Source organism: Nocardioides sp., assembly GCF_036405735.1.
Classification (GTDB): Bacteria; Actinomycetota; Actinomycetes; order Propionibacteriales; family Nocardioidaceae; genus Nocardioides.
Genome location: NZ_DASWXC010000014.1, coordinates 18,394 through 39,587, shown reverse-complemented (window position 1 = coordinate 39,587; position 21,194 = coordinate 18,394). Strand labels below are relative to the sequence as shown.

The window sequence follows — 21,194 nt, the reverse complement described above, 5'->3', positions numbered from 1 at the left end:
GGTTCGGTGGGGTGGCCCACCCCGCCGTACAGTTCCTGACAGCTCATCACGAGGGACTGAGGGATACGGCCCGACGACGTCCCGGCAACCGCCACGTACCTCCGCCCCCGGCAGCCAGCCGGAAGCGGTTCGTGGAAACGGTGCCACTTCCGTCCCGTGCGCGAGGTACGCGCCCGGGGAAGATGAGGAGGAGGACTTCCATGAGCGCTGCCACCGTCGAGACCATCGGCACCACCGAGACCGCCGGCGTCGTGATCCGCGAGGGCGCCTTCGGCAACGCCCGCGCCCTCTCCTGTCGCGAGTGCGGCCACGAGGTCGAGCTGGGCCCGCACTACGCGTGTCCGGAGTGCTTCGGACCCCTCGAGGTCGCCTACGACTTCCCGACCGTGACCCGCGAGGAGATCGAGGCCGGTCCGCGCAACATCTGGCGCTACAAGGCGCTGCTGCCGGTGCCGGCCGACATCGAGCAGAGCCCCAACATGGAGCCCGGCTTCACCCGGCTGCTGCAGGCCCGCAACCTCGCTCGCGAGCTCGGGCTGGAGAAGCTGTGGGTCAAGGACGACTCGACCAACCCGACCAACTCCTTCAAGGACCGCGTCGTCGCCTGCGCCCTCAGTGCCGCCCGCGAGCTCGACGCCAAGGTCTTCGCCTGCCCGTCCACCGGCAACCTGGCCAACGCGGTCGCCGCGGCCGGTGCCCGCGCCGGCATCCGCACCGTCGTGTTCATCCCGAGCAACCTCGAGAAGCCCAAGCAGGTGAACTCCGCGGTCTACACCGACTCGCTGGTCGCCGTGGACGGCAACTACGACGACGTCAACAAGCTCGCCTCCGAGATCGCGGGCGAGGAGGACGGCTGGGCGTTCGTCAACGTCAACGTCCGCCCGTTCTACGCCGAGGGCTCCAAGACCCTGGGCTACGAGATCGCCGAGCAGCTCGGCTGGCGGCTGCCCGACCAGATCGTCATCCCCGTCGCCTCCGGCACGCAGCTGACCAAGGTGCACAAGGCGTTCCAGGAGCTGATCAAGCTCGGTCTCGTCGAGGACAAGCCCTACCGGGTCTTCGGGGCCCAGGCCACCGGCTGCTCGCCGGTCTCGGTCGCCTACAAGGCGGGCGTCGACGCCATCCGCCCGGTCAAGCCCGACACCATCGCCAAGTCGCTGGCGATCGGCAACCCGGCCGACGGCATCTACGTCCTCGACATCTGCCGCGAGACGGGCGGAGCCGTGGAGGACATCTCCGACGAGGAGGTGCGCGAGGCGATCGTGCTGCTGGCGCGCACCGAGGGCATCTTCACCGAGACCGCCGGCGGCACCACCGTGGGCGTGCTGAAGAAGCTCGTCGCGAGCGGTCAGCTCGACCCCACGCTCGAGACGGTCGTCATCAACACCGGCCACGGCCTGAAGACCCTCGACGCGGTGTCGGGCCAGGTCGGGGCGCGGGCCACCATCGCGCCGACGTACGCCGCCTTCGCCGCGACCGGGATCGCCTGATGCCCGACCGCAACGTCTCCGTCCGGGTCCCCACGATCCTGCGCACCTACACCGGCGGCGCGTCCGAGGTGACCGCCTCCGGCGCCACGCTGACCGAGGTGCTCGACGACCTCGAGACGCAGTACGCCGGCATCCGGGCCCGGATCCTCGACGACAACGGCAACCTGCGCCGGTTCGTCAACGTGTACGTCGGAAACGAGGACGTCCGCTTCCTCGACGGCCTCGCGACCCCGACCCCCGACGGCGCGCAGGTGTCGGTCATCCCCGCGGTCGCCGGCGGCTGACCTCCTGCGGACTCAGGGAGTCGCGGCCCAGTCCGGCCGCATCGCGAAGCCGCCGACCGGCTTGGAGAAGTACCCGCTGTCGGTGTCGGCTCCCTGGACGATTGCGCGACTGTCCCGGTTGGCGGTCTTGAACTGGAACGACTGGCCTTGCACGGGATCGCTGGCCATCTCATACGTCTGCTGCAGATTCCCCGCCTGCCTCACCCATGGCCACTCGAAGCGGCCGCCGACGTGTCCTCCGCCCACGACGAATCCGTACTGCCAGCCACGAGGGACGCGGTGCGCGCGCAGGCGGGCCCCCGGTGCCAGCCGCCGAGCGCGTCCGTCGGCGAACTCTGCCCGCTTGACGGTCCGCATCCGCCCGGAACGCTGGAGGCGTCGATCATCGATGGGGCGAACCGCGCATCGCTTCATCGACCATGCGGAGTCGGGGGCGTCGACTGCTCGTGCCCGCACGCACACCACCTGCCCGGGGGCGACGGCGATGTCGAACGTGGTGGCCGGGATGGCGTCGAGGTGCCGGTGCCAGGACGGTTGCGTCCGAGAGCGCATGTCGGCGCGCAGGATATCGATCGCGTAGGTGCGCGGTGTCGTCGCGGTGTAGTCGGTGATGGCAACGGAGAGTCTGGTGTCGGCCAGCACCCAGGTGTTCATCAGATCCTCGGGCGTCAGGACATTCAGGGGTGCGCCGGTCGGACTGCCACCAGCGGCGTGCGCGCCGCCCGGTACGGCGGTGAGCACGCCCGCCGTCAGGGCAGAGATCAGAGCAGTGAGACGTCGGACCACAGCGGCTCCTCGAGAAGGCGGTGTGCGGAGTCTGCCAGTCCTGCGCGGCCGCGACCTGCCGTTTGCGGTGGTTCCCTCGACGTGACGAGCGCACCTGCGTCGAGGACGTCATACGAGCTGGTCGCTCTGACGACCGACTCGTATGACGTCCCGCGAGCCGCCACCGGCCCTATCCTGACCGCCATGGCCGCCTCCCACACCCGTCCGACACTGGAGGACGTGGCCGCCCGAGCGGGTGTCGGACGCGGCACGGCGTCGCGGGTCGTCAACGGTGGGGCGCGGGTCTCCGAGCGGGCGCGGACGGCCGTCGAGGCGGCGATCAAGGAGCTGGGCTACGTGCCCAACCGGGCGGCGCGGGCGCTGGTCACCCGCCGTACCGACGCGGTGGCGCTGGTGATCGCGGAGTCGGAGGAGCGGGTCTTCGGGGAGCCGTTCTTCGCCGGCGTCGTGCGCGGGATCGGGTCCGAACTCGCCGCGGTCGACAAGCAGCTGGTGCTGCTCATCGCTCCCGCCGACCGGACCGGCCACATCGAGGACTACCTCAGCCGGCAGCATGTCGACGGCGTACTCCTGCTCTCCCTCCACGACGACGACGGTCTGCCGGAGCGGATCGGCGCCACCGGACTGCCCGTCGTGCTGGGCGGCAGCACCCCCGGCGTCGAGACCGGGTACGTCGACAACGACAACCTGCAGGGCGCCCGGCTCGCGGTCGAGCACCTCCTCCAGCGTGGCCGACGCCGGATCGCCACCATCGCCGGGCCGGCCGACATGGCCGTGGGCCGTCAGCGCGTCGAGGGCTACCGTGCCGCGCTCGCCGCCGCCGGGGTGGGGTACGATGACAGCCTGGTCGAGCCCGGCGACTTCTCCTTCGCCAGCGGTGAGCGGGCGATGCGCGCGCTGCTGGAGCGGCGGCCGGACCTCGACGCCGTGTTCTGCGCCGACGACCCGATGGCAGCCGGCGCGCTCGGCGTACTCCGAGAGGCCGGACGCTCGGTGCCGTCCGACGTAGCGGTGGTCGGCTTCGACGACTCACCGCTCGCGCTCTCCACGCACCCGCCGCTCACCAGCGTGCACCAGTCGCCCGACCAGATGGGTCGCGAGATGGTGCGCCTCCTCCTGGCCGCCGTGGACGACCCCTCCGCCGATCTCGGTGTCCGGATCCTCCCCACCCATCTGGTGGTCCGGGGGAGCTCGTAGTTGGGGAGCGCGCGGAATCCCCGGTGACCCGGGGATTCCGCGACTTCGGGGCCGTTGCAACGCCCCCGAAGTCGCAGGGCCGCCCCCAAAGTGTTGCTCCTGGGACACCTGGCCGCCGTCCACGGGACGCCCTCCATCTATGGCGCAGCGACGCCCGGGCCGGTTAGCGTGACGGCACCTATCGGAGCAGGTCGGCTTTTCGGGGAGTCAGCATGCGTCAGAAGATCATCACCGTCGTGCTCGCAGCAGCGACGGCCGCGGGGCTCGCGGCGCTGGCGCCGGGTGCGTCGGCCGAGACGGGCAGGGGGCCCGACGGCGGGCGCGGCGAGGAGCGGGCGCCGACGACCGAGGTCCAGATCCTCGCCCTCAACGACTTCCACGGCCAGCTCCGCCCGCCGGACTCGACGAGCTCGGGCGGTCGCATCGGCGCCACGCCGGCCGGCGGCGCGGAGTACCTCGCTCAGCACGTCCGCGAGCTCGAGGCCACCAACCCGAACTCCCTGTTCGTCTCCGCCGGCGATCTGATCGGCGCCACTCCGCTGGTCTCGGCGATCTTCCACGACGAGCCGTCCATCGAGGCCATGAACCTCATGGGCCTGGACTACAACGGCGTCGGCAACCACGAGTTCGACGAGGGCCCCGAGGAGCTCGTCCGGATGCAGGAGGGCGGCTGCCACCCGGTGGACGGCTGCTTCGGCGGCGACGGGTTCGAGGGCGCCGACTTCGACTTCCTGGCGGCCAACGTCACCTACAAGGACACCGGCGAGACGATCTTCCCGCCGTACGCCATCCACGAGTTCCCCGGCGTCGACGTCGCCGTGGTCGGCATGACGCTGGAGGGTACGCCGGGCGTCGTCACCGCCGCCGCGACGCAGAACCTCGACTTCCACGACGAGGCGGAGTCGGTCAACGCGCTGGTGCCCGTGCTCAAGGAGGCCGGCGTCGAGACGGTCGTCGTGCTGCTGCACGAGGGCGGCAACGCCGGCACCGGCCTCAACGAGTCCACCGTCAACTCGTGCGCCAACCCGACCGGTCCCGCCGTCGACGTCATCAAGCGCTTCGACCCCGAGATCGACCTGGTCGTCACCGGCCACACGAACTGGGCGCTCAACTGCCCCGACCTCGCGGGCACCGGGATCATGGTCACCGGCGCCGCCTCGGTCGGCCGCCTGGTGACCGACGTCGACCTCACGATCAGCCGGGCCAGCAAGGAGGTCGTCGGGGCGTCGATCAACAACGTCATCGTCACCCGCGACGTCGAGCCGGCCTCCGACGTGACCGCGCTGATCGACCGGTACGGCGAGATCGCCGCCCCGATCGAGAACCGAGTCCTCGGCACCGCGACCGCGCCGATCACCCGCACCGCGAACGCTGCGGGGGAGTCGGCGCTGGGTGACGTCATCGCCGACGCCCAGGTGTGGGCGACCTCCGGTCCGACGTGGGCCAACGGCGCGCCTGCGGTGGTGTCCTTCATGAACGCCGGCGGCATCCGCGCGGACGTCAACGCCGGCCCGATCACGTACGGCGAGGCGTTCAGCGTGCAGCCGTTCGCGAACGTGCTGGTCACCATGGACCTCACGGGTGCGGACATCGACGCGGTGCTGGAGCAGCAGTTCGCCGGCGGCAACGGCATCCTGCAGATCCCGGCGTCGCTGACCTACACCCGCTCGGCGTCCGCTCCGGCCGGCAGCAAGGTGTCCGACGTCCGGATCAACGGCGTCCCGATCGACCCGGCCGCGACGTACCGCGTCACCGTCAACAACTTCCTCGCCGACGGCGGCGACGGCTACAGCGTCTTCCGCAACGGCACCAACCGGTACGTCGGCGAGATCGACCTCGACGCCTTCGCCCGCTACATCGAGTCGGTCGGCACCGTGAACCCCGGACCGCAGAACCGGATCACGCTCGTTCCCTGACAGGGGTGCCCGGACATCCGCAACGGTGCGACGCGGCGTTCCGTGGAGCGGTTTCATCGCTCCGGGCGGTTCAGTCGAGCTGATCGTACCGACCACGACCGACGATCACCCAGGAGCGGGCACTCCCGGTGTGCGCGCGACGACGGCCGCGGCGGCGACGAAATCCCAGCCTGGGGCGAACAGGTTGCGCTACGACAAAGCTCGTCGCGCTGGCGTCGCAGAGGTCCAGCAGCCGCGCGACCGACCCGACCACCGGGGCTTCAGGGTCCGCCGTCCGACATCGCCTGCGCATCTGGATTCGTCGTTTTGGCCCGTTTCGGCGGTTCACGGTGGGACGATGCGGCTCGCACGCAGGGTGAGCCCGATCCGCGCCCTCCACGGCGGCCCTTGACCGAAAGAGTTGGACCATGTCTGAACCGACCGCTCCCGTGCCTGTCGGCCCTCCGCCGACTTCTCCGCCGCCTGGCCTCGGTTCGCAGAACTCATTCGCCGAGTCAGACAGCCCAACCGCGATGCCCCGCCAGGGGCGACGCCGCGCGGCCTTCATCGCCGGGGTAGGGGCGCTGGTCGTAGCAGCACTAACAGCATCGTTCGTCGTTGGCCGGGCCACGGTCGACCCAACGAGCACTGCGGAATACAAGGCCGAGGTCGAAAAGCGGAATGTGACCGAGGCGAAATTGGCCGAGGCCGAGGAGCAACTCGGGGCGAACAGCGAAGAAATCACTAGCCTGACCGACGAACTGAACGACGCGGAAGCCCAAGTCGATGCCCTAGTTGCCGAGCTGCCGGCGACAATGGCCGGCGGGGCGCCCGCCGTCAGTGAAGGCGTGGCGATTGCCCCCCGCAACATCAAGATCGGGATAAAGACTCGCGAAAAGACTTGCTTTGGGTCCGCCGGCTGCAATGTGACCGTGCAGATCGATCCTGACTATGCCGGCAACCAGGACGTGTCGACTGGTTCATGGGAGATCACTTACGAGATCCGCGGGGGTGAGGACGGTCCTGCCATCGAAACGATGACGCTTATCGACGGCACGTTTACTTTCCCCGAAGAACAGTTCTTGTCGACATCATCGAGCGGTGCCAGACTCGAAGCCGTCGCGACCGAAGTCTACGCTTTGGAGTGATTGACGTCGTGTGGCGACTGGTTGCAGCTGGGCACGAAATTGCGACAGGGCCCCCGACGTTCGGATCAACCGCGTTCCGATCGATCCGGCCGCGACGTGGTTATGGGTTTCCGCCGTGGCGCTGTGAAGAATCGCAGCGAGTTCAAGCACCCCCACGGAACCTACGTGAAGCGGGACACTCAGACGGGCCGCATATGAACGTCAGCAAGAGCCCCCACAACGGCGTCCGCGACGAGAAGTAGTTGAGGCCGGCCGCGTCACTCGCCTCACGCCTCGGGACTGGGCTCACTCTGAGCGTCGAGTGCGGCCCAGGGATGCACGTCACCGCTGGGACAGTCTGCGGAACTGATCAGTCGGCTGCTGCTTCGATCGCCTTTGCGGCTTCCGCGAACAGGGGCTCAAGCGATGCGCGCCATCCCGGGAGGTCTCGCGAGAGCGTGAGCCAGGTCAGATCGCGGTTGATCTCGTCGTACTGATGAATGATGAAGTTGCGGTTCGCCACTGCCAGCGCCCACTCCACGCCATCGGGTGCCAGGATGCCAAGGCGAGAGAGCCGGTTGGCCGCCTCGCCCAATTTCATCATGAGCGAGTCGCCGGCCTCCTGCAGGAGCTCATCGGCGATGTAGGCGTCCTTGCCGCGCTGACTGATGTCACCTACCCGCTCAAGCCAGCCCAGGATGTGCACCAGCTCCTTGGCCGCCCGGCGGTCCATCACAGCATCACCGCCTCGCGACGGATGTCGTCGTCGAGCTTTGCTTTCAGCCCGCCGTAGGAGACGAGGTCGATCTCGCGCCCAAGGACCTGCTCGAGGAGCTGTTTGAAGCGGACGAAGTCGAACGACGAGGCGCTTTCCGGTGCTTCGACCAGCAGATCGATGTCGGAGTTCTCGCGTGCCTGGCGCCGTGCCACAGAACCGAAAACCGCGAGTCGCAGGTAGCCGTGTTCGGTCGCCAGCGACTTGAGGATCGGTGTGGCCGCATCTAGCAGAACTTGGGGGTGCACGTCGCTGAGGTCAGGTGCGGACTTCAGTTGCTGGCTGACCGCGGGCTGGGTGATCCCGAGCGCGACGGCGATCTGCCGCTGACTCATCCCGCTGGCCACCATCGCGCGAAGGGCCAGTGCGCGCCGAAGCCGCGCGACCTCCTCGTCGCGACGGGCGGCGCAAAAGACGCCGACCAGATCCATAAGCAAACCTTATCAGGCTGGTTCTGGCGCTCGGTAACACACGAAGCGGTCCCGCCGGTGGCCGTGCCGGTCACTCGAGCCGTGCTCGCTCGGCGTCGAGTGCGATGTCCAGGATGGAGCCGTCCGGCGGGGCCGCCGTCGCCGCCAGTTCGGCGTCGGCCGCAGGTGTGTCCGGGATGCCCGCCCGCGGCACCGCCGGGTCGGCGGCGTGCGCGGCTGCCTCGAAGTAGCGGAGCAGCTCGACCGGGAACGGCAGCACCAGGGTCGAGTTCCTCTCGGCCGCCACCTCGACCATCGTCTGCATCAGCCGCAGCTGGAGGGCGCCGGGGGTAGCCGTCATCGCGGCCGCTGCCTGAGCGAGCTTCCGGGACGCCTGGTACTCCCCGTCCGCGGTGATGACCCGCGAGCGGCGCTCCCGCTCGGCCTCCGCCTGACGCGACATCGACCGCTTCATGCCCTCGGGCAGCGCGACGTCCTTGATCTCGACGCGGTCGATCTCGATCCCCCACGGGGCAGCCGGGCTGTCGAGCATGACCTCGAGGCCCTGGTTGAGGTGCTCGCGGTTGGACAGCAGATCGTCCAGCTCACTCTTGCCGATGATGGACCGCAGTGAGGTCTGCGCCACCTGGGAGATCGCGTACCGGTAGTCCTCCACCTCGATGACGGCCAGCTTCGGGTCGATCACCCGGAAGTAGACGACGGCATCCACGCGTACGGTCACGTTGTCGCGCGTGATCCCGTCCTGGGCGGGGACCGGCATCGTCACCACCTGCACGTTGACCCGCTTCAGCTGGTCCGCGACGGGGATCAGCAGGGTCAGTCCCGGCTGTCGCACCTCTCGTTGGACGCGTCCCAACCGGAACACGACACCGCGCTCGATCTGCTTGACCACGCGGACGCTGGCTGCCACGCCCGCGACGACGAGAACGATCAGTGTCACGAGGACGAACAGCAGGACGTCCATGACGACCTCCGGCGACGAGTGATGCCCTACTTCGAGCGTACGTCGATTTTCCGGAGGTGCACGGTGCCCTAAGGCGACTTCGAACGCCGCGCCCTGGTGAACGGTGCCGTCCGCCTCGCCCGCAAGCCGGAGGCGAACGATCCGATGCCGCCGGTGTCGGCGTCACACGGGCCGTGATCGGACAGCCGGTCGGTGAACGTGTACGTCACCCCGACATACGTGGAGCTGCCGAAGCCGAAACCGAAGGCGTACCAGACGTGCAGGCGCCCGTTGCAGCAGCCTTCAAGGTGCTCGAAGAAGCCGTACCTGGTCGACTTGACCCAGGCGAAGTCGTAGCCGAATCGGTTGCGGATCCGCTCTTCGATCCACGGGTAGGGGATGAACCAGATCCAACGGATCACGACGATCTTCACCCTGACCTGACGTATGTCTCCGCACGCCATCGCTCCACCGCCTCGCCTCGCGAACGCCACTGGGACCTCATGCTTGCGCGTACGACGGGCCGGCGTCCCACCCAAATTCGATGATGCTGGCGCCTGCTTGTCCCGCGGTCGATCACCCCGGAAGCGTCGATGAAGTCACGCCACGCGGCGACGGCGTTGCGTCACAATCCGGGTGGCAGCACGTCAGGGAACCTCAGCTGCAGCCGACCTGCCTCTGGGTGAGCGCCGCGCCGTCCACGTCGGTCCCGGTGGTCAGGACGGTGCCCCGGCCGCGGGCGATCCAGTCGGTCCGCGACAGCGAGGCGAAGAGCGGCCGCAACTCTCGCCGCAGGCCACGGGCGGCGGCGGGCTTCGCGTTCTTGATCGAGAATGACCGCAGGGTCACGCGGCTGCCGATCGCAGCGACCGCCGTTCCGGCCGCGTCGGCGAGTGTGACGGTGCCCGACCCCAGCCCCGCCACGCGGTAGTTGCCCGTCAGGGTCACGGTCCTGCCGCTCTTGAGTATCAGCTCGGCCATGCGCCGCGGCAGTGTCATCGCCATCGTCATCGTCGCGCTTCCGGAGCCGTGACGGATCAGCTTGGCGGGCGAGGGATAGTTCGCCAGCAGGGTGACCCGAGCTCGTACTCCGCCCGCCTTGTAGCTGATCGAGCTGGTGCCCCTCAGCCTGCCGCCGGGCAGGAGCAGCGAGGTCGCCCGCCCCTGACCGTGGACCCGAGTCACGATCTTCTTCGCCGTCTTCGCCACCACGGTGATGTTCTGGTTCTCGGTCGTTCCATCGGCGCGGGTGGTCACCGAGGTGCACGTGACGCCCTTGGCGGGGAAGTACGCCGACCACGGGTGTGCCTTCGCCGCGGAGACGGACCCCATGGGCAGGACGAGAAGAAGACTCGCGCCCAGCGCGAGCAGCAGACGCGGAAGCGAGTGGCTCATGGGCGGTGACTCTAGTGACGTGCGCCGACGCTCGTGGCCGATCAGGCGGGAACCGGTGCGGCCGGCGTACGCGCGACGGCGGCCGCCGCGGAGATGAGGTCCCACCCGGGCGCGAACTGGTTGCGCCGCGGCAGCTGGTCGTGATGCGACTCGTAGAGATCCAGCAGCCGCGCGACCGACGCGACCACTGGAGCGTCGGGATGGTCGGCCGGCACCTTGCAGGCATGCCGCGCCACCGAGAGCAGGGTCCCGGGTGGCTCGCCGCGCTGCAGCGGTTCCAACGCGCACATCAGCGTGACGGCGAGGACCTCCAGCTCGGGGCTCACCGGCCGCGCCTCGGCCGCGGGCGGTGGGCCGAGGTCGAGCGGCTCGCCGTCGAGCAGCAACGCGAGCTGCCCGCCGGCGACCGACGCGATCTGCCGTTCGTCCAGTCCCGCCTGGGCCGCGCAGCGCACCGTCGTGACCGCGTGCGAGAGGGGAGTGCTGTAGGGCAGGTCCGAGCCCAGCAGGATGCGGCCGGGCGGCACCGACCGGAAGAGCGCCATGAGGTGGGCGGTGCTCCACCACGAGGTGTCGACGAACAGGTTGGGAACACCGCCGACATGTCGGCCGATCCACGCCAGGTCCGTCAACGCGCAATGGGCGAGGACCATCCGCAGCCCGGGAAACCGCCGGCACACGTCGAGCGCCGTCTCGCCGACGCCCGCCAGCTCCGGCCCCGCGTGCACGGTGACCGGCAGCCGCCGACGGTCGGCGATCGACAGCGCCGGCAGCAGCCGCGGGTCGTCGAGGACGAACTCGTCGCTGGACAGGTGCAGCTTCAGCCCGCGCGCGCCGTCGGCGAGCGCCTCCTCGAGCCGCTCGGCGGGGCGGTCGTACGGCGTCACCCGGGCGAACGCGACCAGGGCACCCGCGCTGTCGGCGGCCGCACGGGCGCAGCGGAGGTTGGCGCCGGCGTACCCCTCCGGCTCGGAGAGCGGGAAGACGACCGCGCGGGACCCGGCCAGCCGGCAGGAGTCCAGCAGCTCCGCCAGGGTCGCGCTGAACCCGCTCGGATCGTGCTCACCCACGTGGGTGTGGGCGTCGAAGAGCCGCACGCTCGGCCAGGCCGCCAGAAGCGGGTCGAGCCAGGGCCGCAGCAGCTGGTCGGCGTACATCAGGCGCCGCCGCTGATGGTCCGCCGCACCAGGTCCTCGAGCAGCGCCGTCATCCCGCCCGCAGCGTGGACCCGCCGCTGCCGTTCGTACTCCGGCTCGTCGGCGAGCGCGGCCGTGAGCGGCTCGAGCAGCCCGCCGAGGCGTACGTCGGCCAGCGCCCCGGCCGCTCGCTCGATCGCCTCCCGGGCAAGCTCGCGCAGCGGTCGCAGTCGGCCGTCCGCGTCGAGGATGCGCGCGTCCAGGCCGTAGCGGACGGCCCGGAAGTCGCTCTCGTCGATCAGCCCGTCGGGCAGGTCGTGTCGTGGCGGGTCCTCGACCGCGGCCCGCACGAGTCCCTGGATCAGCGTGACCAGGCCGGCGACGCGCGGCAGCGACCACTGGGCGTCCATCACCCGCACCTCGATCGTGCCGAGGGCAGGCTGGGGCCGGGCGTCCCACCACAGGTACGTCGGGCCGGGTGCCTCGGCCGCCGCGAGGAGCGCCGTGGCGTGGGACTGGTACTCGTCGTAGCTGCCGAACGCCGGCGGCACCCCGATGCGCGGGTACGAGCGTTGCACCGCCGCCCGGGCGGAGGCGAGACCGGAGTCGCGGCCGTGCCAGAACGGCGAGCTGGCCGCCAGCCCGCGTAGCACCGGGAGCAATGGACGGATGCCACGCAGGGCGCGGACCATCGCCTCCCCGTCGGGGACGGCCACGTGCACCTGCAGGGCCGCGGTCGCGGTGCGCAGGAAGCCGGCGTACTCCGCCTTGATGGCGTCGTAGCGCGGCGAGCTCACCAGCGCCACCTCGCCGAACGGCGCCGCCGGGTGGATGCCGACGGCGAGGGCGTCCTGCCCGACATCGCGCAACGCGGCCCGGCACCTGGCGAGGGCGGTCGCGACCTCGCCGCCGTCGCGGCACACCGGCGTGGCGAACTCGATCTCGCACGCGTAGATCTCCGGGCCCACCCGGCTGGTCAGGCCCGGCTGCCGAGCGAGCGCCTCGATGATCGACTCGGTCGGTCCCGACACGAGCTCGCCCTCGCGGTCGACCAGGAGCAGCTCGTCCTCGACGCCCACGGTGAAGTCACCACCGGCTCGGAACGCCCCGACGACGTCGGCGGCCTCGCCCGTGGCGCTGACGTCGTGCACGGCCATCCGCGGTGCCTCCGATCGCGGCGCTCGCGTCGCCTCGCCCCGGCCTACGGTGCGCGCTGCGCCGCGACCACCGTAGGCCGGATGGGGTCAGTGGGGATAGAGGTCGCGCCCCCGCTGGAGCGGCCCGTCAGCGAAGCGTGCGGGTCATCGAGGAGGTCCCGGCGTTGCCGGCACCGTCGACGACCGTCACGGAGACGGTCAGCTTGCCGGCCCGGACGCCCTTGAGCTTGAGCGACCACGAGGACCCGGACACGGTGGCCGGCAGCGCCTTCGCCGCGGCGGACGCCTTCGCCGCGTTGGGCTTCCGGCTCCAGGAGCGGCCGTTGTAGGCGTACCAGGCCTTGCCGCGCTTCTGCACCGCCGTCACCGTCACGCTGGCGACACCCGACCCGCCGGCATCGCCGACGGTGCCGCTCAGCCGCGACCACGCCCGCGGGCTCTTCAGGTAGCTCGTGCAGGCGCGACCCTTGCGACCACCGCACGGCGGTGCGGCGACGGCCGTGGTCGGCACCGTCACATCGACCGGGGCGGGTGCCGGCGGCCGGGGCGACGAGGTCGCGCTCGGTGTCGGGGACGAGGTGGCGCTCGACGTGGGTGACGTCGTGGCCGTGGGGGTCGCCGTCACCGTCGAGGTGGGGTCCGAGGTCGGCTCCGAGGTCGGGTCCGAGGTGGGGCTCGAGGTGGCGGTCGCCGTGGGGGTCGGAGTGGTCCCCACTGCCTGACCGGTCCACCACGCGGGGCGGTCCAGCAGCGGCGTGATCGCTCCGGTGCTGACGTCCACGGCGTGGCTCTTGCCGAGGTCGACGAGGATGATCCGGGTCCCGTCGGGGGCCCAGTCGCCCAGCCAGAGGTTCTCGGCCATCGTCGCCAGGCTCGTGGGGGTCGGGTCGGTGAACGGGAACGCGACGACGTGCCCTTCGGGCTCGTACGGACCGAACTCGCCGACGCTGAGCGCGACGGTGGCCGAGTCGGGTGACCAGGCCGGTACGTCGTTGGGCCGGATCGTTCCGAAGCCACCCGGATTGAGCACGACCGGCTTGCGGAAGTCGAGCTCGGTGGCGACCGCGACGTTGATGTAGCCGCCGATCGGCTGCACGACGTACGCGAGCCGGGTCCCGTCGGGGGAGACGCGCAGGTTCTTTCCGAGGGAGCCGCTCCAGTGCTGGCGCTCCCGCGGCTCGGCCCCGGGCAGGTCGAGGCGCAGCTCCATCAGGCGGAACTCGTCGTCGAAGTTCTCCGGGGTGTTCTCGCGGACGAACTCGACGTAGTAGGCGGTGCGACCGTCGGGGGAGACGGCGAAGTCGAGCGGAATCTGCGAGACGGTGTGCGACCGGACCGGCTCACCGGACAGCGTGCTGACGACGTACTCGGCACCGCCGCCGTCCGTCTGGCTGCGCGACCACAGGAAGAGGCCCGTGCGGTGGTGCACCTCGTGCACCTCCAAGACCTCTCCGGCCTCGGGCGTCGCCAGGACGGTCTGCCCGGTGCCGTCGGGGTTGCCGGTGACGATCGAGCCGCCGCTCGTGGTCTGGTACAGGAGCCGGCCGGCCACTCCGGATGCCTCCGGCGTCCGAACGCGGATGGGCGCCAGCTCCACGTCGTTGCCGGCGTTCCAGTCCGGCGAGGCGCTGCTCAGAGTGGTCACGAGGCTCCGGACGCCGGTGGCGGCGTACGTCGTCGAGATCGTGACGACGGCGGACTCGCCCGCGGCGAGATCGGGGATAGTGCAGCTGCCGGCCTCGCAGGTCCCGCCGTCGACGGCCAGACCGGTGGCCGGCTCGCCGTCGACCTCGACGTCGAGCCGTACGTCGCTGGCCGTGTCCGGGCCGCGACCCTGGAGCGTGACCGTGCCGGTCCACGACTGCCCAGCCACCGCGTCGGTGCCGCTGATCACGGCGCGCACATCGGCGGCTCCGGCCGCCGGGACCGTCACGGGCTGCCAGGCCCAGGACCCCTCGACCGCGGGGTAGGTGCGCGCGAGCCGGTCGTCGTCGGACACCCCCGGGCCGACGCGGAGTGCGGCGGCGACGTTGGTGGCGTCAGGGTCCTCGCGCAGGTCGACGAGCACCTCGGCGTCCGCGAAGTCGTCGTAGGGCAACCAGGTGACGTGGCGCGCCTCGAGCTGGCCCGGGATCGAGATGCTGCGGCGGTCCCACGTGCCTGGGGCGATGCGGTCGAAGACGTCGAGCCGGGCGGTCACGCCGGCCTCGGTGCGCTCGCCGCCGTACGTCACGGCGATGTGCTGCCCGTCCGGCGAGACCGCCGCCTCCTCGTAGCCCTCATGCGTGGGGTCGTCGGTGACCAGCGCTTTGGGGAGCTCGACCTGGCCGTCGCCGGGGTGGAACACGTAGCCAGTGCGGTTGGAGATCGCCATGATGGTGCCGCCGCCGGCCCAGCCACGCTCGGTGTACGGCCCGGCAAGGGTGCCGTCCTGCACCGCGATCACGCTCGCGACCGCTCCGGTCGCGACGTCGATGCTGTGCAGCACGCTGCGAGTCGTCTCAGCCTCGGTACCGGCCAGCACGATGCGGTACGCCGACACGAGCACGTGGCCCTCATCGACCCACGTGATGCCCCAGAAGTCGTCGTAGACGTTGCGATACGGGTCGAGCTGTCGGTTCTCGACGAGCACCCGAACGAAGGTGCCGTCGATGCTGAAGAGCGCCAGGACTTCGCCGGTGCGGCGGGACTCCGTCTCGAACGAGTCCTGCGGCGTGCCGCCTGGGACGACGAAGCCGTCCAGGTCCTGAACCCACGCGGCCACCTGGAGACCGTCCGGGGAGACCGCGGCCTGCTCGATGACCGGACGCTGCAGGCCGGAGTTGGCATCCTCCTCGGTGTATGGACGCAGCTGCTTGACGAGCGGCGCCGGGTCGGAGCCGTCGGGGTCGGAGGTGTAGAGGCCGGTGAGGTACTCCCCGAGCGCCGTCTCCGCGTCGCCCCACGACACGAACCGGGTCAGCGAGCCGGGAGTAGGCGGCGTCGCGGGCGCCGCGGAGCCGGTGGCCGTGTCGATGAAGTGGAGGGGTGCCAGCACGAGCGCGCCGGCCAACAGGAGCCGCCAGCGGTGGGGGGTTCGGAGCATGGCGCACAGGCTGACACTTTTACCGAACGCGGAGCTCCGTGATCCGACAAGTGAGCGGCGTGGTCTAGACGGCTATCGACCGTACAGCCCGCGAACCTGCGCTTGTACCCGCGCTAGACCGAGCAACGATTGCAGGTCTGGTGTGGGGACGCCCAGCGAGCGCCCGATCTCTACGACGACCGTGACGAGCGCGTCGAGCTCGACAGGCCGGCCTGCCTCGACGTCCTGGAGCATCGACGTCCGGGCGGCGCCGAGACGGCGGGTGACGGTGTGACGCTCCTCGGGCGTGATGCCGACGTCGATGCCGATCGCTGATCCGACGGCGGCCGCCTCGGTCATGCAGCGGCTGGCGAAGGCCCGGACGTCGGGGTCGTCGAGGAGGACGTCCATGGTGGCGCCGGTGATCGCCGAGAGCGGGTTCATCGTCATGTTGCCCCAGAGCTTGAACCAGACGTCTCGCTGGATCCGCTCGGAGACCTCGACGGCGAAGCCGCCGCGGCGCAGCAGGTCGGCGACCGCCGCGGCGCGGCCGTCGGCATCACCACCGGACGGCTCGCCGACCACGATCCGCTCGAAGAACCTCGCCTCCACGACCCCGGGCGCCGGCGTCGAGGCGCTCAGATGGGTGACCGATCCGAGGACAGCGGAAGAGGGTACGGCGGCCGCCATCGCGCCGCCCGGATCGAGCGACGGCACGTCTGGCTTGTCGATCGGGAGGCCGTCGAAGAACCACCACGGCACGCCGTTGGTCATCGAGAGCACGGTCGTCGACGGTCCGATCAGCTGACGTAGCGCTGGTGCCACCGACGGCAGCGAGGGCGTCTTGACCGAGAGCACGATCAGGTCCGGCGTACCGAGGTCGGCCGGGTTGTCGGAGACGTCAATCGCTGCGGTGGTGCGGGACTCGCCCTCGACGAGCATCAGCCCGTCCCGGCGCACGGCCTCGAGCGTCGCGCCCCGCGCGAGGGCGGAGACCTCGAGCCCCGCGTTAGCCAGCCGCGCTCCGACGTACCCGCCGACCGCGCCGAGGCCGACGATGCAGACCTTCACGCTGGCACCGTAGCGAAGCGTCGGTCAGGTGGTCTCGACACGGCTCGCTGGCGCTCGCCGGCTCGACCAACGAGAAATCGCGGCTCGACCAACGAGAAATCGCGGCTCGACCAACGAAGGGTCGCGGCTCGACCAGCGGTCAGATGTCGTCCTCGCCGGACGCCTTGCGGGCGGCGTCGCGGAGCTCGAAGAGCTCGGTGGCGAGGCCGCCGAGGGAGCGGGCGACGTCGCCGACGGCGGAGGTGACGATGCCGGTGACCTCGTTCGCGGTCGACGCCATCGCCTCGACGGCGCTCTGGACGGTGTCCTTGCCGATCTCGAGCTTGCTCAGCTGCTCAGCCATGCGACCAGTCTCCCCTCATGCGGGCTCAGGCCGCCAGGGGCTCGGAGGTGGCGGACGTCTCGACCGTACGCCGGGGCCGGCTCGGCAGCGCGAGCTTGACGATCTTCTTCGCGACACTGCCGAGCTGCTTGCGCAGCGGGCCGGTGTTGTAGGCCAGGCCGTAGCGCTCGCAGATCTCGCGGACCTCCTCGGCGATCTCGGGGTAGCGCCGCGCCGGCAGGTCGGGGAAGAGGTGGTGCTCGATCTGGTGCGACAGGTTGCCGGTCATGACGTGGAACAGCCTGCCGCCGGTGATGTTGGCCGAGCCGAGCAGCTGCCGGTAGTACCAGTGGCCGCTGGTCTCGTTCTCGCACTCCTCCTGCGTGAAACTCGCGACGCCGGCCGGGAAGTGGCCGCAGAAGATGATGTTGAACGCCCAGATGTTGCGGACCAGGTTGGCGGTCGCGTTGCCCACGAACGTGAGCGGGAACAGCGGCCCGGTCAGCGCGGGGAACAGCAAATAATCCTTCAGCGCCTGCCGCTTCACCTTGCGCATCAGTCCGGCGTGGAGCGCCTTGTTCTCCGACAGCTTGCGGCGGCCGGACACGATGTTCTCCACCTCGAGGTCGTGCATCGCCACGCCCCACTCGAAGAAGATCATCAGCAGGAACGCGTAGACCGGGTTGCCCAGGTAGTACGGATGCCACGGCTGGTCCTCGTCCATCCGCAGGATGCCGTAGCCGATGTCGCGGTCCTTGCCGAGGATGTTGGTGAACGTGTGGTGGATGTAGTTGTGGGAGTACTTCCACTGCTCGCTGGGGCAGACGTTGTCCCACTCGTACATCCGCGAGTTGAGGTCGGGGTCGCCCATCCAGTCGTACTGGCCGTGCATGACGTTGTGCCCGATCTCCATGTTGTCGAGGATCTTGGCGATCGACAGGCAGCCGACGGCCGGCAGCCACCCGACGACGGGCAGGTAGAACAGCGCCCGTCCGGTCATCTCGAAGGCACGCTGCTTCTTCACGACGCCGCGGATGTACGCCGCGTCCTCCTCGCCCAGGTCGGCGACGATGCGCTGGCGAATCGCGTCCATCTCGGCGCCGAAGGCCTCGAGCTCGTCGGGCGTCAGGCGGCGGTTGCCGGTGGCTTCCACGCTGGTCATTGGTGATGTCCTCTCGTCTGAGGGGTCGTCGGATCTGGCGTCACAGCGACAGGGAGCAGTCGCCCTCGGCGGTGCTCACGCAGATCCGGATGTCTTCGTCGGGTGCCGACGAGGTCTCGCCGGTCAGCACGTTGCGGACCGTCCCGTCGGTCTTGCGAACGGTGCAGGAGAAGCAGATGCCCATCCGGCAGCCGGACTCCGGGCGCAGCCCGGCAGCCTCGGCCTGGTCGAGCAGCAGCCCGCCGGAGTTCGCGACGGTGCGACCGGAGCGGGCGAAGGTCAGCTCGCCGCCACCGGTTCCGACCGGCTTGGGCGGCTTGAAGTACTCCACATGGAGCGGACCTTCGTTGGTCGAGCTTGTCGAGACCCCGTACGCCGCCTGGACCGCCTCGATCAGCGAGTGCGGCCCACAGGCCCAGGCGGGGACGTCGCGGTAGCCCGGGACGAGCCGCTCGAGGAACGCGGGGGAGACGTAGGGGTCACCCTCGCTCGGATGCAGGACGTGCAGGTCGACGCCGTACCCCGTCCGCGCGATGTCGGCGAGCTCGTCGCGGTAGATGACGTGCTCGGGGCTGCGCGCGAAGTGCAGGAACGCGATCCGGCCGCGGTGGGTACGGCGCTGCAGCGAGCGCAGCATCGACATCACCGGGGTGATGCCGGAGCCGCCCGAGACCAGCAGGATCCGCTCCGGCACCCGGTGGGGGAGCGTGAAGTCGCCTTCCGCCTGGGACAGGTGGAGCAGCGTCCCGGGGTGTGCGTCCTCGGCCAGGAAGCGCGAGACGCTGCCCGGACCGGTGCTGTCGGCGCGGACGGTGAGGGTGATGCGGTCGCCGGCGTTGGACTCCGCGCTGGAGACGGTGAAGACGCGCGTGACGCGGCGTCCGCCGAGCTCGACGCCGACCGTGACGTGCTGGCCGGCGCGGTGGCCGGCCCAGGTCGAGGTCGGCTGGAGGGTGAGCGTCGTGACGGCCGGGTGACCTGGCACGTCGACCTCGCGGCGTACGTCGACCACGCGGGCGCGCACCTCGTGCGCGGCCCACATCGGGTTGACCTGCTCGAGGTAGCGGTCGATGCCGTGCGGCGAGGTGAGAGCCGCGACGGCGCGGGAGCGCAGGACCGGGGTGAGGAGGCCCATGCCAACTCCTTTCAGTGAACGAGTGTGCACTAGAAATGTCGCGCGCTCGACCGGGCCGTGTCAACAGGTCCGCGTGAGGGAGGCGTCACATGAGTGCACATCCGTGCACTACTGTGGAGGGGTGGACGAGGTCGAGTCGCGAGCCGAGCGCAAGGAGCGCACCCGCCGCGCGATCCTCGACGCCGCCCTCGAGCTGGCCGCCGAGTCCTCGCTCGGCGTGGTCTCGCTGCGCCAGGTCGCCAAGGCGGTGGGCATCGTCCCGACCGCGTTCTACCGTCACTTCGACTCCGTCGACAGCCTCGGCCTGGCGCTGGTCGACGAGTCGTTCGTGTCGTTGCGGGCGATGCTGCGCGAGGCCCGCCGTCCGGAGTCCTTCGACGGCTTCATCGACGTGGCCGACCACTCGGTCGACGTCCTCGCCGACCACGTCCGCCGGCACGAGGCCCACTTCGCCTTCATCGCGCGCGAGCGCGTGGCCGGGCCCAAGGTGGTGCGCGACGCGATCCGCCGCGAGATCGAGCTGTGCGAGCACGAGCTCGCCACCGACCTCGCGCGACTCCCGGGCGCCCGGCACTGGTCGACCGAGGACCTGAACGTGCTCTCCTCGCTGATCGTCAGCGCCATGGTCACCACCGCCGAGGCGCTGATCGAGGCCGGCCCACGCCAGGGCGAGCGGGTCGCCGCGGCCGCGCGGACCCAGCTGCGAATGGTCCTCGTCGGCGCCCTGAACTGGCGCTCGGCCGCCGATCGCGAGGATGTCGCCGGCCGCCGCTAGGTTCGGCCTGTGACCCGACTGCTCCTCGCGACCTTCCAGCTCCTGCCCGCCGGCGAGACCGGCGGTGACGCACTGATCGGGGCGCTGGCGGCCCGCGGCATCGACGCCGAGTGGGCGGTCTGGGACGACCCGTCCGTCGACTGGTCGGCCGCCGACCTGGTGGCGGTCCGCTCGACCTGGGACTACTACCGTCGCGCGCCGGAGTTCCTGGCGTGGGCCCGCGCGGTCGAGAAGGAGACGCCGCTGCTCAACGGAGCCGACGTCTTCGCGTGGAACGCCGACAAGGCCTACCTGCGCGAGCTGGCCGCCGCGGACCTCCCGGTGGTGCCGACCGAGCTGGCCGACGACGCGACGCTCGTCCCCGTGCTCGCCGACACCACCGGCCGCTGGGGAAGCGTGGTCGTCAAGCCGCGCACCGGCGCCGGCGGCGTGGGTGTCTGCGTCGTCGACTCGGTCTCCGACGGCCGGCTCGAGGGTCTGGTCGCCGCCCCGTGGGTGGTGCAGCCGCTCGTCGCGTCGGTCCGCACCCGCGGCGAGACCAGCGTCTATGTCTTTCGCGGGGGCTCCGGCGGTCGCGCTGCCGCCCAGGTCGACAAGCTGCCGGCGGACGCCGGGTCCGAGATCCGGGTCCACGAGCTGTACGGCGGCCGGTCCCGACCCGTCCCGCTCGACCCCGAGGCGGCGGCGGTGGCCGAGCGCGCCGTGGTGGTCGCCGAGGGCATCACCGGTGGGTCGCTCGCCTACGGTCGCGTCGACCTGCTGCGGTACGACGGCCGCCTCGTCGTGAGCGAGCTGGAGCTGATCGAGCCGGGCCTCTACCTCGACGTCGACCCGGCCAACGCGGAGCGGTTCGCGGCCGCCGTACGCACGGCTGTGGGCGGCCTCTGAGAGCACCCGGGACAGCCCTCCCTCTCCTTGCACTCGAACGGGGCGAGTGCTAAACATGACGTTGGCACTCTCGACAGGAGAGTGACAAGAACCGGAACGGTGACGTTGAGGTTCCGCAGGCCGGCGAGAAAGGGTTCGCCGGGTCTCGGGATCGTCCGTCG

General features: G+C 70.5%; 20 protein-coding genes and 1 riboswitch. Of the genes, 7 read left to right on the top strand and 13 right to left on the bottom strand.

The window, feature by feature from the left end; genetic code table 11:
• The first annotated feature begins 40 nt into the window (after window positions 1-40).
• Window positions 41-189: riboswitch (SAM riboswitch) on the top strand.
• An 11-nt stretch (window positions 190-200) separates the two neighbouring features.
• Window positions 201-1,490 carry a threonine synthase gene (gene thrC, locus VGE38_RS02560; protein WP_331140966.1) on the top strand — a complete coding sequence of 430 codons (1,290 nt, stop codon included), beginning with the start codon at window positions 201-203 and terminating at the stop codon, window positions 1,488-1,490.
• Window positions 1,490-1,774, top strand: coding sequence for a MoaD/ThiS family protein (locus tag VGE38_RS02555; RefSeq protein ID WP_331140965.1), 285 nt, complete (start codon window positions 1,490-1,492; stop codon window positions 1,772-1,774). The genes thrC and VGE38_RS02555 overlap by 1 nt, the downstream gene beginning before the upstream one ends.
• A 12-nt stretch (window positions 1,775-1,786) precedes the next feature.
• On the opposite strand, the gene VGE38_RS02550 is transcribed toward VGE38_RS02555, so the two are convergent.
• Window positions 1,787-2,560, bottom strand: a complete 774-nt coding sequence (locus VGE38_RS02550; protein WP_331140964.1) for a hypothetical protein — start codon at window positions 2,558-2,560, stop codon at window positions 1,787-1,789.
• A gap of 183 nt (window positions 2,561-2,743) precedes the next feature.
• Between VGE38_RS02550 and VGE38_RS02545 the strand changes: the two genes are divergently transcribed.
• From VGE38_RS02545 to VGE38_RS02535, 3 genes are all read left to right on the top strand, one after another.
• Entirely contained in the window at window positions 2,744-3,757 is a 1,014-nt protein-coding gene (locus VGE38_RS02545; RefSeq protein WP_331140963.1) for a LacI family DNA-binding transcriptional regulator, read from the top strand.
• A 212-nt stretch (window positions 3,758-3,969) separates the two neighbouring features.
• Entirely contained in the window at window positions 3,970-5,673 is a 1,704-nt protein-coding gene (locus tag VGE38_RS02540; RefSeq protein ID WP_331140962.1) for a bifunctional metallophosphatase/5'-nucleotidase, read from the top strand.
• A gap of 407 nt (window positions 5,674-6,080) precedes the next feature.
• Window positions 6,081-6,800: a hypothetical protein gene (locus tag VGE38_RS02535; RefSeq protein ID WP_331140961.1), complete on the top strand. Its 720-nt coding sequence runs from the start codon at window positions 6,081-6,083 to the stop codon at window positions 6,798-6,800.
• A gap of 349 nt (window positions 6,801-7,149) precedes the next feature.
• On the opposite strand, the gene VGE38_RS02530 is transcribed toward VGE38_RS02535, so the two are convergent.
• The 12 genes from VGE38_RS02530 to VGE38_RS02475 form a co-directional block, all read right to left on the bottom strand.
• On the bottom strand, window positions 7,150-7,512 hold the full coding sequence (locus tag VGE38_RS02530; protein ID WP_331140968.1) for a HepT-like ribonuclease domain-containing protein: 363 nt from the start codon (window positions 7,510-7,512) through the stop codon (window positions 7,150-7,152).
• On the bottom strand, window positions 7,512-7,985 hold the full coding sequence (locus VGE38_RS02525; RefSeq protein WP_331140960.1) for a nucleotidyltransferase domain-containing protein: 474 nt from the start codon (window positions 7,983-7,985) through the stop codon (window positions 7,512-7,514). The genes VGE38_RS02530 and VGE38_RS02525 overlap by 1 nt, the downstream gene beginning before the upstream one ends.
• A 70-nt stretch (window positions 7,986-8,055) precedes the next feature.
• Complete coding sequence (locus tag VGE38_RS02520; RefSeq protein WP_331140959.1) at window positions 8,056-8,949, bottom strand: slipin family protein; 894 nt, start codon at window positions 8,947-8,949, stop codon at window positions 8,056-8,058.
• 68 nt (window positions 8,950-9,017) lie between these two features.
• Entirely contained in the window at window positions 9,018-9,422 is a 405-nt protein-coding gene (locus VGE38_RS02515) for a hypothetical protein (RefSeq protein WP_331140958.1), read from the bottom strand.
• Window positions 9,423-9,585: 163 nt separating this feature from the next.
• A complete protein-coding gene (locus tag VGE38_RS02510) occupies window positions 9,586-10,323 on the bottom strand; it encodes a hypothetical protein (RefSeq protein WP_331140957.1) in 738 nt (245 codons plus the stop codon).
• A gap of 41 nt (window positions 10,324-10,364) precedes the next feature.
• Complete coding sequence (locus tag VGE38_RS02505; RefSeq protein ID WP_331140956.1) at window positions 10,365-11,480, bottom strand: amidohydrolase family protein; 1,116 nt, start codon at window positions 11,478-11,480, stop codon at window positions 10,365-10,367.
• The gene (locus VGE38_RS02500) at window positions 11,480-12,616 is read right to left on the bottom strand and encodes a carboxylate-amine ligase (protein WP_331140955.1); all 1,137 of its coding nucleotides are present in this window, start codon (window positions 12,614-12,616) and stop codon (window positions 11,480-11,482) included. Before VGE38_RS02500 ends, VGE38_RS02505 begins: the two co-directional genes overlap by 1 nt.
• 127 nt (window positions 12,617-12,743) lie before the next feature.
• Window positions 12,744-15,701: a hypothetical protein gene (locus VGE38_RS02495; RefSeq protein WP_331140954.1), complete on the bottom strand. Its 2,958-nt coding sequence runs from the start codon at window positions 15,699-15,701 to the stop codon at window positions 12,744-12,746.
• Between the two features lie 72 nt (window positions 15,702-15,773).
• Window positions 15,774-16,751 (bottom strand): 2-dehydropantoate 2-reductase, encoded by a 978-nt coding sequence (locus tag VGE38_RS02490; RefSeq protein ID WP_331140953.1) that lies wholly within the window; start codon window positions 16,749-16,751, stop codon window positions 15,774-15,776.
• Window positions 16,752-16,890: 139 nt separating this feature from the next.
• A complete protein-coding gene (locus VGE38_RS02485) occupies window positions 16,891-17,094 on the bottom strand; it encodes a hypothetical protein (RefSeq protein WP_331140952.1) in 204 nt (67 codons plus the stop codon).
• A gap of 25 nt (window positions 17,095-17,119) precedes the next feature.
• The gene (locus VGE38_RS02480; protein WP_331140951.1) at window positions 17,120-18,235 is read right to left on the bottom strand and encodes a fatty acid desaturase family protein; all 1,116 of its coding nucleotides are present in this window, start codon (window positions 18,233-18,235) and stop codon (window positions 17,120-17,122) included.
• Window positions 18,236-18,275: 40 nt separating this feature from the next.
• Window positions 18,276-19,370, bottom strand: a complete 1,095-nt coding sequence (locus tag VGE38_RS02475) for a flavin reductase family protein (RefSeq protein ID WP_331140950.1) — start codon at window positions 19,368-19,370, stop codon at window positions 18,276-18,278.
• A gap of 121 nt (window positions 19,371-19,491) precedes the next feature.
• Between VGE38_RS02475 and VGE38_RS02470 the strand changes: the two genes are divergently transcribed.
• A complete protein-coding gene (locus VGE38_RS02470) occupies window positions 19,492-20,145 on the top strand; it encodes a TetR family transcriptional regulator (RefSeq protein WP_331140949.1) in 654 nt (217 codons plus the stop codon).
• Between the two features lie 9 nt (window positions 20,146-20,154).
• The gene (locus VGE38_RS02465) at window positions 20,155-21,033 is read left to right on the top strand and encodes an ATP-grasp domain-containing protein (protein WP_331140948.1); all 879 of its coding nucleotides are present in this window, start codon (window positions 20,155-20,157) and stop codon (window positions 21,031-21,033) included.
• Window positions 21,034-21,194 lie beyond the last annotated feature (161 nt).